Origin of the sequence: Aquipuribacter sp. SD81 (assembly GCF_037153975.1) — a bacterium.
Taxonomy (GTDB): Bacteria; Actinomycetota; Actinomycetes; order Actinomycetales; family JBBAYJ01; genus Aquipuribacter.
This window is the reverse complement of sequence record NZ_JBBAYJ010000025.1, coordinates 20,178-34,057: the sequence shown is the minus strand read 5'-3', so window position 1 is coordinate 34,057 and position 13,880 is coordinate 20,178. Positions and strand designations below refer to the sequence as shown.

The 13,880-nt window shown below is 71.4% G+C and carries 13 protein-coding genes; all 13 read left to right on the top strand.

Annotation, left to right across the window (positions count from 1 at the left end; translation table 11 throughout):
* Positions 1–2: 2 nt before the first annotated feature.
* The 13 genes from WAA21_RS14595 (at position 3) to WAA21_RS14535 (ending at position 13,803) form a co-directional block, all read left to right on the top strand.
* Positions 3–1,670, top strand: coding sequence for a GspE/PulE family protein (locus WAA21_RS14595; RefSeq protein ID WP_336923555.1), 1,668 nt, complete (start codon positions 3–5; stop codon positions 1,668–1,670).
* Between the two features lie 97 nt (positions 1,671–1,767).
* Positions 1,768–3,186: a type IV pilus twitching motility protein PilT gene (locus WAA21_RS14590; RefSeq protein WP_336923554.1), complete on the top strand. Its 1,419-nt coding sequence runs from the start codon at positions 1,768–1,770 to the stop codon at positions 3,184–3,186.
* Positions 3,187–3,215: 29 nt separating this feature from the next.
* Positions 3,216–4,445: a type II secretion system F family protein gene (locus tag WAA21_RS14585; protein ID WP_336923553.1), complete on the top strand. Its 1,230-nt coding sequence runs from the start codon at positions 3,216–3,218 to the stop codon at positions 4,443–4,445.
* Positions 4,446–4,515: 70 nt separating this feature from the next.
* Complete coding sequence (locus tag WAA21_RS14580; RefSeq protein ID WP_336923552.1) at positions 4,516–4,911, top strand: type IV pilin protein; 396 nt, start codon at positions 4,516–4,518, stop codon at positions 4,909–4,911.
* Between the two features lie 257 nt (positions 4,912–5,168).
* Positions 5,169–5,582: a type IV pilin protein gene (locus tag WAA21_RS14575; RefSeq protein WP_336923551.1), complete on the top strand. Its 414-nt coding sequence runs from the start codon at positions 5,169–5,171 to the stop codon at positions 5,580–5,582.
* A gap of 114 nt (positions 5,583–5,696) precedes the next feature.
* A complete protein-coding gene (locus WAA21_RS14570) occupies positions 5,697–7,244 on the top strand; it encodes a type IV pilus modification PilV family protein (RefSeq protein ID WP_336923550.1) in 1,548 nt (515 codons plus the stop codon).
* Positions 7,244–7,858, top strand: a complete 615-nt coding sequence (locus tag WAA21_RS14565) for a PulJ/GspJ family protein (RefSeq protein WP_336923549.1) — start codon at positions 7,244–7,246, stop codon at positions 7,856–7,858. Before WAA21_RS14570 ends, WAA21_RS14565 begins: the two co-directional genes overlap by 1 nt.
* A 5-nt stretch (positions 7,859–7,863) precedes the next feature.
* Positions 7,864–9,303: a hypothetical protein gene (locus WAA21_RS14560; RefSeq protein ID WP_336923548.1), complete on the top strand. Its 1,440-nt coding sequence runs from the start codon at positions 7,864–7,866 to the stop codon at positions 9,301–9,303.
* 49 nt (positions 9,304–9,352) lie between these two features.
* Positions 9,353–10,156 carry a prepilin peptidase gene (locus WAA21_RS14555; protein ID WP_336923547.1) on the top strand — a complete coding sequence of 268 codons (804 nt, stop codon included), beginning with the start codon at positions 9,353–9,355 and terminating at the stop codon, positions 10,154–10,156.
* A gap of 172 nt (positions 10,157–10,328) precedes the next feature.
* On the top strand, positions 10,329–11,381 hold the full coding sequence (gene pilM / locus WAA21_RS14550) for a type IV pilus assembly protein PilM (RefSeq protein ID WP_336923546.1): 1,053 nt from the start codon (positions 10,329–10,331) through the stop codon (positions 11,379–11,381).
* On the top strand, positions 11,378–12,082 hold the full coding sequence (locus WAA21_RS14545) for a PilN domain-containing protein (protein ID WP_336923545.1): 705 nt from the start codon (positions 11,378–11,380) through the stop codon (positions 12,080–12,082). Before pilM ends, WAA21_RS14545 begins: the two co-directional genes overlap by 4 nt.
* A 1-nt stretch (position 12,083) precedes the next feature.
* Positions 12,084–12,893 carry a hypothetical protein gene (locus WAA21_RS14540; RefSeq protein WP_336923544.1) on the top strand — a complete coding sequence of 270 codons (810 nt, stop codon included), beginning with the start codon at positions 12,084–12,086 and terminating at the stop codon, positions 12,891–12,893.
* A 25-nt stretch (positions 12,894–12,918) separates the two neighbouring features.
* Complete coding sequence (locus tag WAA21_RS14535) at positions 12,919–13,803, top strand: hypothetical protein (RefSeq protein WP_336923543.1); 885 nt, start codon at positions 12,919–12,921, stop codon at positions 13,801–13,803.
* Positions 13,804–13,880 lie beyond the last annotated feature (77 nt).

Sequence of the window (13,880 nt, the reverse complement as noted above, 5' to 3'; positions counted from 1 at the left end):
CGGTGAAGCAGCTGACCGACATCCTCCTCGAGGAGCGGCTCGTCGACGCCGCCCAGCTCGACGAGGCGTGGCTGGAGCACGAGCGCGTCGGCACCCCGCTCGGCCGGATCCTCGTGGAGATGGGCCACATCACCGAGTCGCAGCTGGTCGCCGCGCTCGCGAGCCAGATCGGCCTGGAGTTCGTCGACCTCACCGAGGCGCCGGTCGACGCGACGGCGGTCGCCGCCCTCAACGCGACCATCTGCCGGCGCCACACGGTCCTGCCGATCGGCTACGACGACGGCGGCCGGCTGCGCCTGGCGATGGCGGACCCGGGCAACGTGTTCGCCCTCGACGACGTCCGGCAGATCACGGGCCGCGAGGCGCGCCCGGTCGTCGCGACCCGCGACGACCTGCTCGCCGCCATCGACCGGTACTGCCGCGCCGACGCCGACATGGACGACATCACGAGCGCGATCGACGGCGAGGAGGCCGACGACGAGCTCGCCCACGTCCGTGAGGTCGTCGAGGACGCGCCGATCGTCAAGTACGTCAACATGCTCATCACCCAGGCGATCCAGGACCGGGCGAGCGACATCCACGTGGAGCCGGGCGAGGACGCGCTGCGCATCCGCTGCCGCATCGACGGCGTGCTCCACGAGGTCATGCGCTCGCCGAAGGCCATCGCCAGCGGCGTCGTGTCCCGCCTGAAGATCATGAGCGACATCGACATCGCCGAGCGACGCAAGCCGCAGGACGGCCGCCTGTCGATCAACGCGAACGGCCGCAAGATCGACCTGCGCGTGGCGACGCTGCCGACGGTGTGGGGCGAGAAGGTCGTCATGCGCATCCTCGACAACTCCAACACGCGGATGGCGCTGACGGACCTCGGCTTCAGCGACTCCAACGCCGAGCGCTTCAAGACCTCCTACGTGAAGCCGTACGGCATGATCCTCGTCACCGGCCCGACCGGCTCCGGCAAGTCGACGACGCTGTACGCGACGCTCAACGTCGTCTCCAAGCCCGAGATCAACGTCATCACGGTCGAGGACCCCGTCGAGTACCGGCTGCCCGGCATCAACCAGGTGCAGGTCAACCCCAAGGCCGGGCTGACGTTCGCCGCGGCGCTGCGCTCCATCCTGCGCTCGGACCCCGACGTCGTGCTGCTGGGCGAGATCCGCGACCACGAGACCGCGCAGATCTCCATCGAGGCCGCGCTCACCGGTCACCTCGTGCTGTCGACGCTGCACACCAACGACGCCCCGAGCGCCGTCACGCGCCTGACGGAGATGGACGTGGAGCCGTTCCTCGTCGGCTCCGCCCTCGACGCCGTCCTCGCGCAGCGCCTCGCGCGCCGGCTGTGCGGCAAGTGCTCGGAGGACTACGTGCCCGACCGCGCGGAGCTCGAGGCGGTCCGCTTCGGGCTGCACCCCGACGAGCCCGTCCCGACGCTGCGCCGCCCGGTCGGCTGCACCGCGTGCGCGAAGACCGGCTACAAGGGCCGGCTCGCGCTGCACGAGGTCATGCTCGTGAGCGAGGAGATCGAGCGGCTGACGGTCGCGCGCGCGTCGGCCACCGAGATCGGCGCGATCGCGCGCGAGCAGGGCATGACGACGCTGCGCCAGGACGGCATGGCGAAGGTCCGGGCCGGGGTCACGACGGTCGACGAGATCCTGCGGGTGGTCGCGTGAGCGGTGCGCTCAAGGCGCCCCTCCTGGGCGCCGACACGTACCGGTGGCGCCGCTCCGGCGTCACCCGCCGACCCGTCAGACGCAGCAGGGGTGTGCAGTGAGCGACCAGGGCTACCAGCCGAACAGCTTCGCCTTCGACGGCGCGAGCGCGCCGCGACTGCCCGGGGTCCCCGGACCCGCCGCCGGCTACCAGGACGTCGGTGCGTCGGCGCCCGCGGTCCCGCCGCCGGCGACCCCGTCGTGGACGCCGTCGGTCATGCCGAGCGGCGCGCCCGCCGCACCGGCGCCGGCACCGGCGGAGGCGTTCCAGGACTTCGACTACTCGAGCTGGTCCGACGACTCCCTCGGCGAGGCCGACGTCGACATCGACGGCGGGTTCGACTCCGTCGCCGCGCGCTTCGACGCGCCGGAGGCGCTCGAGGTGTCGGAGTCCCCGGAGACCACGCACCGCGAGTTCGAGCTCAACGAGGTCCTCATCGAGCTGCTCGAGCGCGGCGGGTCCGACCTCCACCTCACGACCGGCGCGTCGCCCGCGATGCGGGTGTCGGGCGAGCTCGTGCAGCTCGACGAGTACCCGAAGCTGACGCCGCTCGACACCCAGCGCGTGCTGTACGCCGTGCTCACGCAGAAGCAGCGGGAGAAGTTCGAGGAGAACCTCGAGCTCGACCTCGCCTACGCCGTCCCCGGGCACGCGCGCTTCCGCGTCAACGTCTACCGCCAGCGCGAGTCGCTCGGGGCGGCCTTCCGCGTGATCCCCTACGAGATCAAGCCGCTCGAGGACCTCGGCGTGCCGCCGGTCGTCAACAACTTCGCGGGCCTGCCCCGCGGCATGGTCCTCGTGACCGGCCCGACCGGCTCCGGCAAGTCGACCACCCTCGCGGCCGTCGTCGACCAGGCGAACCGGACCCGCAAGGACCACATCATGACGGTCGAGGACCCCATCGAGTTCCTCCACCACCACAAGGGCTGCATCGTCAACCAGCGCGAGGTGGGGGAGGACACGAAGTCCTTCGCCAACGCGCTCAAGCACGTGCTGCGCCAGGACCCCGACATCATCCTCGTCGGCGAGATGCGCGACCTCGAGACCATCCACGTCGCGCTGACCGCGGCCGAGACGGGCCACCTCGTGTTCGGCACGCTGCACACGCAGGACGCCGCCCAGACGATCGACCGCGTCATCGACGTGTTCCCGCCGCACCAGCAGCAGCAGGTGCGCACGCAGCTCGCGGGGGCCATCCAGGGCGTCGTCTGCCAGACGCTGTGCAAGAAGGCCGACGGTCGCGGGCGCGTCGTCGCGACCGAGGTCATGGTCGCGACGCCCGCCATCCGCAACCTCATCCGCGAGGGCAAGACCCACCAGATCTACTCCGCCATGCAGGCCGGCGCGCAGCACGGCATGCACACGCTCGACCAGCACCTCGCCGAGCTCGTGCGCACCGGCCAGATCACGTGGGAGCACGGCCTCGAGAAGTGCCACCACGTCGAGGACTACCAGCGCCTGACCGGGCGCGGCTGAACAGGGCCCGAGGACACAGGAGAGCGGCCATGGCTGCAGCGACGAAGACGTACGAGTACTCGGTCCGCGACCGGGCGGGCAAGCTCACCTCGGGCAAGCTCGAGGCCGCCAACGAGGCGGTGCTCGTCAGCAAGCTCAAGCAGATGGGCTACGCGCCGGTCAGCGTGCGGGAGACCGGCGGCGGTGGTGGTCTCAACATGGAGATCAAGCTGCCGTTCGGCAACGGGGTCAAGCTCGCGGACCTCGCCATCATGTCCCGGCAGTTCGCGACGATGATCAACAGTGGGCTGTCGCTGTTGCGGGCGCTCACGATCCTCGCCGACCAGACGTCGAGCCCGAAGCTGCGGGAGACGCTGGCGGAGGTCCGCTCCGACGTCGAGACGGGCGTCTCGCTGTCGAACGCCCTGGCTAAGCACCCGAAGGTCTTCCCGCCGCTCATGGTCAACATGTGTCGGGCGGGCGAGGTCGGCGGGTTCCTCGACGGCGTGCTCCTGCGCATCGCGGAGAACTACGAGTCCGAGGTCAAGCTCCAGCGCAAGATCAAGTCCGCGATGACGTACCCGACGGTCATCCTGTGCTTCGCGCTGCTCGCGGTCGCGGGCATGCTGATCTTCATCGTCCCGGTCTTCGAGGAGATGTTCGACTCCCTCGGTGGCACGCTGCCCGCGGCGACGCAGGTCCTCGTGTTCCTGTCCAACCAGATGGCGTGGTTCGCGCCGACCCTGCTGGTGACCATCGTCGCGAGCGTCGTGGTCTGGAACCGCATCAAGAACAACCTGCGGGTACGCGAGACCGTCGACCCGCTCAAGCTCAAGCTTCCTGTCTTCGGCGGCCTCGCGCAGAAGGTCGCGCTCAGCCGCCTCACACGGAACCTCGGCACGATGATCAGCGCCGGTGTGCCGATCCTGCAGGCGCTCGACATCGTCGCCGACACGACAGGCAACATCGTCGTCACCAAGGCCGTGAGGGACGTCCAGCAGAGCGTCCGCCAGGGCGAGAGCCTCGCCGCGCCGCTCGCTCAGCACAAGGTGTTCCCGGCGATGGTCGTGCAGATGCTCGCCGTCGGTGAGGACACCGGCGCGCTCGACACCATGCTCGGCAAGATCTCCGACTTCTACGACCAGGAGGTCGAGGCGACCACCGAGGCCCTCACTGCCCTCCTCGAGCCCCTGATGATCGCGGTTCTCGGCGGGATCGTCGGCGCCATGATCATCGCGCTGTACATGCCGATCTTCTCGATCTTCGAGCAGATCGAGTAGCCCGACCCCAGACCCCCAGGGACGCGCCGTGCTCACGAGCACGGCGCTTTCCGCGTAGCCGAGGACCGTCATGACCCCCATTCGTCCCGCAGCACATCGCTCCGCCGGCTCCGGTGACCGCGGCTTCACGCTCATCGAGCTGCTCGTCGTCGTCATCATCGTCGGGATCCTCGCCGCCATCGCCATCCCGACCTTTCTCGGACAGCGGCAGCGGGCCTGGGAGAGGGCGGTGATGTCCGACCTCCGCAACATCGCCGTCGCCGCCGAGGTCTGGTACTCCGACAACGGCACGTACGCCGGCTTCGACCCGCTGCTCGAGCGGCACACCGCGGACGTGGAGCTCGCCCAGGTGCGCGCGAACGGTACGGAGTACTGCCTCGACGGGGCCCACCCCAACCTGTCCGGCGGTGCAGTCATCTTCCACCTGGACAGCCGGGACGGCACCGTCCAGCCGGGCGCGTGCTGAGCGCTGCTCCTGACGGGTGACGGGTTCGCGGTCCGGTCAAGCACGGGCGCAGCGTTCCGATGACCTCGTTGTCATCGAGTCAGGCCAGAAAGGGCACGCCCGTCGCGAGGCGGGTTCGCAGAGCCAGGGGGCCCACCCAGGGTCCGCCCAGCAGCCTCGGCCAGGCGCCACCGGCGCCACACGGTCCAGGTCCCGACTCACGGTCATCCTCCTCGACCGGTCACCGCGGCCGGTCGGAACCGAAGGGACAGAGCAGAATGCTCGCTCGCATCAACAAGGCCATGGCCAAGAAGGACTCGGGCTTCACGCTCATCGAGCTCCTCGTGGTCGTCATCATCATCGGCATCCTCGCCGCGATCGCCATCCCGACCTTCCTCAACCAGCGCGAGCGCGCCTGGTCCCGTGCCGCGCAGTCCGACCTGCGCAACGCGGCCGTCTCGGCTGAGGAGCACTTCAACGACTTCGGCACGTACGCCGCGTCCGGCACGAACACCGTGCTGACCAACGCGAACGACACCGAGGACGTCACCCTCGCGGCGACCATCACGACGGTCGACCGCTACTGCCTCACCGCCACCCACGCCAACCTCCCCGGCCGCTCCTTCGTGCTCGACAGCGAGATCGGCACGGTCGGCGAGGTCGGTGTCGACGGCGTCGTCGCCTGCGCCTGATCCACGACTCTGTCCAGAGGGCGGTCCCGCTTCGGCGGGGCCGCCCTTCGGCCGTCCGGGGGACCACGCGCACAACCCGTCAAGCCAAAGACCCCGACGCCCGATGAAGCCGATGTGAGCCCGGACCCCCACCCGACTGCGCGGCGCTGGCTGCGCCTGCCCGCGCGTGACGACGCCGGATTCGGCCTCGTCGAGGCCGTCGTGTCGCTGTCGATCATGGCAGTGCTCATGACGTCGTTCGCCTTCGTGATGCTGGCCGCGACCCGCGCCAACGTCGTCGCGCGCACCGACCAGCAGGCGAGCAACCTACTCAACCAGCAGGTGGAGGCGGTCCGCTCCCTCGACTACAGCGCCGTCACCATGCGCAGCGGGGACGCGAGCATCGCGGGAGACCCCGCGATCAGTGGCACGACATACGTCCCCAACGGGGAGGCGCTCGTGGTCGACACCGTCGGGTCGGTCCAGCACCAGCTGGCCCCGATCACGCGTGACAACACGACGTACACCGTCCGTCGCTACGTCACGCAGCCAGCGGGTCAGACCGGCTACCGCCGCGTCACCGTCACCGTCAGCTGGACGAGCGCGGGCGGTGACCGCAGCCGCAGCATCGAGACGTTCGTCACCGCGACGACCCGCGGCCTTCCTCTGCCTCGCTTCGAGGCCCGCATCAACGGCAGCGGGACTGACAAGACCGCGGGCGCCGGCACCGAGGTGGTGTGGGGCTTCGCCGTCCGGAACCTCGGCGCGCGCGATGCATGGAACGTGGCCGCGTCCTCGGGCACGTGGACGTACGTCGTCGACACCAACGCTGACGGACTCCGCCAGGCCGGGGAGACCACCCTCCTGCCCGACAGCGACGGCAACGGCGTCCGGGACACGGGCCTCATCGAGACGACGCAGACCGTCCACCTGCTCGCGTACCGCACCCTCGCCGCCGTGGAAGCCAGCCCCCAGACGGTGACCTTCTCCTTCACCTCGGCGAGCCAGCCGCCGCCCGCGAGCACCGCCAAGACCGTCACGACCACGCTGACCGTCACCTCGGCCGTCGTCGTCGGGCCCGGCGGGACCGCGTCGTGCCCCGTCCTGCCCGCTGCGCCGTGCACGCTCACCGCCTACGACCTGGACCAGGCGCAGAACGGCAACCGGCTCGCGCGCAACCCCAACCCCATGCGTGAGGGCGCGACATCGTTCAACCCCCAGGCCGCGCTGTACAACTACTCGACCGACTACCCGTTGACGGGACAGGGACGAGCCCTGGCCAACGCCTCGACCACGTCGATCGACGCCGTGCACCGCGTGATGAGCCACGAGTGGCAGGTGGCGAACAACCAGACCCGCAGCTACCGGGGGACGGCCGTCTACGAACTGTGGGTGACGTGCCCGACGAGCCGGTCCGTCACCCTCGCCGTCGAGCTCGGCAGCAGCACGGCGAGCGGCGGTGCCTTCACTCTCGCCGCGTCGGGGTCGCAGACCTTCACGTGCGCCGGACCGGCTCAGAAGGTGGGCGTGCAGCTGCCGCTGTCCTCCACCCTGAGCGTCCCCGGGAGGGGGTGGGTCGCGGTACGGGCGTCGGTCGCCTACAGCGGCGCGACCGACCCCGTGGTCCGAGCGCTCTACGACACGTCCACCTACCGGTCCACCCTCACCATGCCGAGGCTCTGATGCGTGTTCTCCAGTCCATCCGGCGCAGGCTGCGCGTCCACCGGGGCGACGGTGGCGTCACCCTCGTGGAGCTGCTCGTGACCATGGTGATCGTCGGTGTCGTGACGACGATGATCACGGGGGTGGTCGTGGCGGCATCGGCGAACGCCCGCTTCAACGAGGACGAGGCCCGCGGTCTCGCCGACGTCCGCAAGGTGGTGGAGAGGCTCGGCCGGGACGTCCGGCAGGCGCGCAGCATCAACCCCGGGGCGACCACCGACCAGCTCGTGCTCTGGATCGACGGCAACTCCGACTTCCGCAAGCAGAACACCGAGGTCGTGACGTGGACGCTCGTCCCGTCGACGGTGAACGCCGGGCAGTTCGACGTCCTGCGCACCGTCAACGGCTCGCCCACCTTCCGGCAGGCCACGTCGCTCGTCGACCGGATCGCCTTCACCTACTCGACCGCGGCCCGCGCCGACGGCACGACCACGCCCATGACGACGCCGGTGTCCACCGCGGACGCCGCGACCATCCGCCTCGTCACGACCGAGATGCGCTACGACTGGCTCACCAACCGTGGCACCGAGGTCCGCTCCGTCCTCTTCTCGACCCGACTCAGGAACGTGGGGTGACCCCGGTGACACGCTCGACCCTGTCGCGGCGGCTGCGTGCCGTCCGCACCGACGACTCCGGTATCACGATGGTGCTCGTCGTCGGCTACTCCGTCGTCGTCCTCGTCATCGTCGCGCTCCTCGCGGCGCTGACCATCACCTCGGTGCGCTCGGCGACCAATCACGGGCGGTTCGAGGCGGCGCTGTCGACGGCGGAGGCCGGCGTCGACAGCCAGCTCGCCCGCGTCCAGGCTGCCAACGACGCCGCACCCGGCACCGGTGACGCCCCCGTCCCGGCGCCCGGCCACCCGACGTGCCCCGGCGCCACGGTCAGCGCCGGCGCCACCTTCGCCACGGCCGAAGCAGAACGGGCCTGGGCGCGGACCCGGCTCGAGGCGCTCGTGGCCGCCGGCTGCGCGCAGACGAGCGGCGAGGGGCAGTACGTCGTCCTCAAGCCCACCGACCGCACAGCCGTGTACTCCCTGTCCGCGGTTCCCTCCTTCGCCTCGGCCGACGCGACCCAGCGCCTCGTGAAGGCCGAGTACCTCTTCACGCCGTACAGCCCGAGCCACGCCCTCCTGACCGGCGCCAACCTCTGCTTCTCCGGTTCGGTCGAGGTGCTACGGGGGACGTACCCGTCCGCCGACGTCCACTCGAACCAGAACGTGCAGTGCCCGAGCAGCGGCAACCCCGCCGTCACCGTCGAGGGCACGGTGTCGGCCTCCGGCACCGTGGCGAACACGAACATCAACCCGCGTCTCTCGAACCAGCCCCGGCAGTCGCTCCCCGTCATCGACGCCGCGGCCGTCTACCGCGCCGAGGCGCTCAAGCCGACGGTCGCGAGCAGCTGGTACGACCTGTGCCCGGGCGGGCAGGTCCGTTCGCCCGCCGCGACGGGCCCCTGCACCGGCACCCTGCAGGCGACGGTGAGCGGGAGCACGACCTACCAGGGGTGGCGCTACCTGGGCCTCGCCGCCGGCGTCCCGCAGTGGGAGACGAAGGAAACGGGCAACCAGTACCCCGGCGTGTACTACGTGCACCAGGGCGACGCGCTCGTTCACCCGCAGGGCAATCCCTTCAACGTGGCCGCGTGGAACGCCACGGTCATCGCGTCCTCCGGCCCGAACGGGCGCACGGTCGGGACGTGCGGCAAGGTCGGCGGCAACATCGACTTCGACGGGGTCAACATCCTCAACCGGCTCCCCGGCATCGTCATGCTCGCCGACGCGGACATCGACGGTCACCAGCGCATCCGCGCCGAGGCCGGCATGCTGCTCGCCGGCGACCAGCTCAACCTGCAGACGTCGTCGTCGGAGTTCATCGGCGCCATGGCTGCGGCCGACCAGTGCAACGGCGACGGGGACCTCAACCAGGTCCAGGGTGTGACGATCTTCTACGACGGGACGGTCGAGCTGCCGCTCGCGAGCCTGATCCGCACGGCCCTGTGGTTGGAGTACGTCGGGTGAGCCGGCGGATCGGTGCCTCTCGCCCGGTCCGCTGCGGTAGACACGGCGCGTGACCGTCCTGCTCGTCGCCCTGCTCGGCGTCCTCGGCCTGGCTGTCGGCTCCTTCCTCAACGTCGTCGCGCACCGGGTGCCCGCCGGGCAGTCGGTCGTCCACCCGCCGAGCGCGTGCCCTCGCTGCGGCCACCGCATCCGGCCCCGCGACAACGTGCCGGTGCTCGGGTGGCTGCTGCTGCGCGGGCGCTGCCGCGACTGCGGCGAGCCGATCAGCGGGCGCTACCCGCTCGTCGAGGTGGGTACCGGTGTCGCCTTCGCCCTCGTCACGTGGTTCGTGCTCGACGGGCTCGCGGGGGAGCGGACCGCCGCCGTGCTGCCCGCGCTGCTGTACCTCGCCGCCATCTCCGTCGCGCTCGGGCTCATCGACCTCGACGTGCGCAGGCTGCCGGACGCCATCGTGCTGCCGAGCTACCTCGTGCTCGTCGTGCTGCTCGGCGTCGCGAGCCTCGTCGAGGGCGACTGGTGGCCCTTCGTACGCGCCCTGCTCGGCGGTGCGGCGGGCTTCGGGTTCTACTTCCTGCTCGCCTTCATCTACCCGGCCGGCATGGGCTTCGGGGACGTCAAGCTGGCCGGGGTCCTCGGCCTCGTGCTCGGCTGGTTCGGCTGGGGCGCGCTGCTCGTCGGCGTCTTCGCCGGCTTCCTCGTCGGCGGCGTCGTGAGCGTCGCCCTCATCTCCGCCCACCTGGCCACCCGGAAGTCGATGATCCCCTTCGGGCCCTACATGCTCGTCGGCGCCTGGACCGGCGTCGTGGCGGGCGAGTCGCTGTTCGGCGCCTACCTGTCCTCCGTCGGCTTCTAGGCCGCAGCGGGCATCACCCTGCCCCCGTCACCTTGCTCCGCGCGGGTGACGAACCGCCCGACAGGGCGGCTGCTCGCCGCTTCGCGTCAAGCCGCGTCTCCCTCGGCCCGATGCCTGTGTCGGATGGCCCTCGGCCAGCCCGCAGACCCGGACCACACGAAGGAGATCCACCGTGGCAGCACGAACCGCCATCGGTCTCGACATCGGGACCTCGGGCGTGCGCGCCGCCGAGCTGACGTTCGGCCGGCACGGCGTGAGGCTCGAGAAGTTCGGCCAGGTGGCGGTGCCCTCCGGCGCCGTGCGCGACGGCGAGGTCGTCGAGCCCACGAGCGTGGCCGCCGCCATCAAGGAGCTGTGGGGCGCGACGCGCTTCTCCTCCAAGAACGTCGTTCTCGGCGTGGCGAACCAGCGCGTCGTCGTACGCAACGTGGAGCTGCCCTGGCTGCCGGTCGCCGAGCTCCGCAAGAGCCTCGGCCTCCAGGTGGCCGACCTGCTCCCCATGCCGGTCGAGCAGGCCGTCCTCGACTTCCACCCGCTGGAGGAGGTGACGAGCGAGAAGGGACGCACGATTCGGGGCCTGCTCGTCGCCGCCGCCCGCGACACCGTGCTCGCGAACGTCCGCTGCGCGGAGCGCGCCGGGCTCGTCCCCACCAGCGTCGACCTCACGAGCTTCGCGGTGCTGCGCTCGCTCGGCTCCGGCGCCTTCGGTGACGGTGCCACCGAGGCGCTCGTCGACGTGGGCTCCCGGGTCACGAACATCGTCGTGCACACCGCCGGCGTCCCCCGCTTCGTCCGCATCCTCCTCATGGGAGGGCAGGACATCACCGACGCCCTCGCCGAGCGGGTCGGCTCCTCGCTCGCCGAGGCCGAGGGCCTCAAGCACATGGTGGGCATGGACGGTGCGGCCGGCCCGCAGTTCACCAACGCCACCCGCGCGGTCGACGCGACCGCGCAGTCCCTCGTCGACGAGATCCGCGGCTCCCTCGACTACTACTCCTCGACCACACCCGGTGCGCCGGTCGAGCGGGTCGTGCTGGCCGGCGGCGGCTCGCTGCTGCGCGGCCTGACGGGTCGGCTCGCCCAGGCCGTCCGGGTGCCCGTCGTGGTGGGCGACCCCATGAAGGACATGTCCATCGGCCGCACCGGCCTCGACGACGACCAGCTCGCCCTGGTCCGCCCGCTCGCCGCCGTCCCGGTGGGCCTCGCGATGGGAGCAGCCCGATGAGCACGCAGCCCGCGGCCGTGACCGAGACGACGACCGTCGTCCCCCTCACCAGCGAATACCCGCTCGCGCGCGTCGACCTCATGCCTCCCGAGGTGCTCGCCGACCGCCGCTTCAAGCGGACCAAGGGCCTGCTCGCCCTCGGCGTGGTCGGGACCCTCGCCCTCTGCGGGGGCGGCTACGTGTGGGCAGCGGCCGACGCGGACGCGGCGGCCGAGGAGCTCGCGCTCGAGCAGGCGCGCACCGCCGAGCTGCAGGCGGAGGCGGCGCAGTACGCCGCCGTGCCTGCACTCATCGCCAGCGTCGACCGCGCGCAGACCGCCCTGACGACCGCCATGGCGAGCGACATCGAGTGGTACCGCTACCTGTCCCAGATGGGGGCCGTCACCCCGGACGGCGTCTGGTTCACCTCCGTGACCGCCACCTCGACCCCCGTGGTGGCCGGTGCACCCGCGCTGTCCGGTGACCCACTCGCACCTGCCGACGCCGTCGGCGAGGTGGTCACGACCGGCAAGGCGCTCGTCTACCAGGACGTCGCCACGTGGATGGACAACCTCGACGGCATCAGCGGCTACGACCACGTCCTCTTCACGAACGCCGCGCTCAACGACGAGGGAGAGACCGACCCCTGGGTCGACTTCACGGTGACCACGAAGGTCGCCCCCACGGCCTACTCCGACCGCTACGTCCCGAAGGCAGAGTGACATGAACATCTCGAGGACCGCGGGCTGGTCCCTGGCCACGGGTGGCCTCTGCGTCGCGCTCACCGCGAGCAGCTGGTTCCTGCTCATCGACCCCCAGCGCGCCGCCGCGGCGCAGTCGCGCGAGCAGACCGTCGCGGCGCAGGACCAGAACGCCCAGCTCGAGGTGCGCATCGCGCAGCTCGAGCAGGAGTTCGCCGACCTCCCGACCCGACAGGCGGAGCTGGCCGCGATCCGGCAGGCCCTGCCGGAGGAGCCAGCCCTCGCGCAGCTCGTGCGCGACGTCGACGAGCGCGCCACGGACTCCCGCGTCGTCCTCGACTCGCTGGTGAGCGGCGCGGCTGTGGCCGTCGTCGACCCGGCGGCCGCGGTCGTCGGTGCCGCACCGGCCGCTGAGTCCGGCGCGGAGCCCGGCGCCGAGCCGAGCACCGAGCCGAGCACCGAGCCGAGCACCGAGCCGAGCACCGAGCCGAGCGCGGCTCCCGGCGCCGGGGCCGGCGCCTCGGGCGAGGCGGCGCCCGCAGCCGGGGGTGTCGCCGTGGTCCCCGAGGGCCCGGTCCTCGCGGCCATCCCCGTCACGATCACGAGCACCGGCGACTTCGCGGCCACGACACTCTTCGTGAAGGACGTCCAGGCCGACCTGCCTCGCGCGTTTCTCGTCGACGGCCTGACGGTCAGCGTGGTCGAGGGCGAGGACGTCGAGCCCGGCACGGTCCAGGCCGTCCTCACGGGCCGGGTCTTCGTCTTCAAGGACCCGGGGGCAGTCGATCTCGACGCCGCCATCGCCGACCTGCCGACGCCCAGCGACGGCTGACCGAGACAACGACAGGGAGCCACTCATGTCTGCACAGCCCCCCGCGTTCGGGCAGCCGAGCACCTTCGGCGGCGCACCCGAGCCCGCCCCAGCGCCCGCGGTGGACGAGCCCGCCGCCTCCAGCCGGAAGACCGTCGTCATCGCGGTCGCCGCCGGTGTCGTCGCGCTCGGCGTCCTGGGCGGCGCCGCCGCGCTCGTGCTGAGCGGTGGTGAGGGCGACGTGGTCGCCGCCGTCCCGCCGGCCGCCGTGACGAGCGTCGAGCCCTCGGCAACACCTTCGCTCGCACCCGCCACCCCTCTGCCGACCGCCGTCATCAAGGGCCGAAACGTGTTCGCGCCGCTGATCGAGGTGGACACGAGTGGCGGTACGGCGGTCGAGGGTGAGGCCGTGGTCGACGTCGGCGCCGTGGCCCCTGCCGCCACGTCGACCGCGACCACCGGGTCGTCCCTGCCGACCGGCGGCTCGACCGCCGCGCCCCTGCCCGGCGGCGGGCTCCCGGTCGTGGAGTACGTCGAGGTCCCCGGCCCCACCGTCACCGTCACGGTCGACGGCGAGGAGGTCCTGGTCCCGGGCCCGACACAGACGATCGAGGTCGAGAAGATCGTCGAAGTGGCTGTGCCAGGGCACAAGACGGTCTCCGTGACGGTCGAGGAGGTCGAGCAGAGGGACGGCAACGGCACGCTGGTCGGCTTCACCTACCTCGCGGACTTCCGGCTCGACGACGAGGAGTACCTCGACCTGACGCCGGGAGCCGTGTTCGGGAAGGACGGCCAGTTCCGGTACGTCTCCTACGGTCCCGTCAGCGAGGAGCTGTCGTTCATCTACGGCTCCGCCCTCTTCACCGTCCGCGTGCCAGTCATCCGGGACGTGCCCGCCCCCGAGCCGACGACCGCGCCGACCGCCCCCTGAGCAGGCCCCCCGCACCTGCTCGACAGCACCCGCACCACCACCCCGCGAGCGCGGTGGTCGTCCGTCGGACGGCCACC